At 46.8% G+C, this 485-nt stretch carries 1 protein-coding gene; it reads left to right on the top strand.

Translation table 11 applies throughout. From position 1 onward, the window contains the following. On the top strand, positions 1-485 hold a 485-nt coding region (locus tag NE664_13525), incomplete at both ends, for a LacI family transcriptional regulator (protein MCQ4727652.1).

Below are 485 nucleotides of genomic sequence, written 5' to 3' on the forward strand. Positions count from 1 at the left end.
GTAGCTACGGTATCGAGAGTGATCAACGGATCCGGCTACGTGAGCGAAAAGAACAAAAAAAATATCGAGGAAATTATCCAGGAATCGAATTACTGTCCGAATGCGGCGGCAAGAAGCCTGATCACCCAGGCGTCTGATATGATCGGCCTGGTGATGCCGGAGCGGGTTAATCCATTCTTCGTAAAGGTATATGACGGTGTAACCCGAAAGGCGGATGAGGAGAATATTACGGTTCTTTTTTATAAAACGGGTGATGATGAGAAGAAGCAGGGAGAAATCTTAAAGCAGCTGAAGGCTCAGAATGTAAAAGGGATTCTGATAACTCCAAGTCTCTATCAGACCTCCGCCACCAGAAAGATGTTAGAAGCAGTGGAACGGGCCGGGATTCCCGTGGTCCTCATCGACCGTGATACAGAGGGTGGGGATTTTGATGCGGTATTTATTGATAACAAGGGGGCTATTTATAAGGCTACAGAACAGCTGAT

Source organism: Anaerotignum faecicola, from assembly GCA_024460105.1.
GTDB lineage: Bacteria > Bacillota > Clostridia > Lachnospirales > Anaerotignaceae > JANFXS01.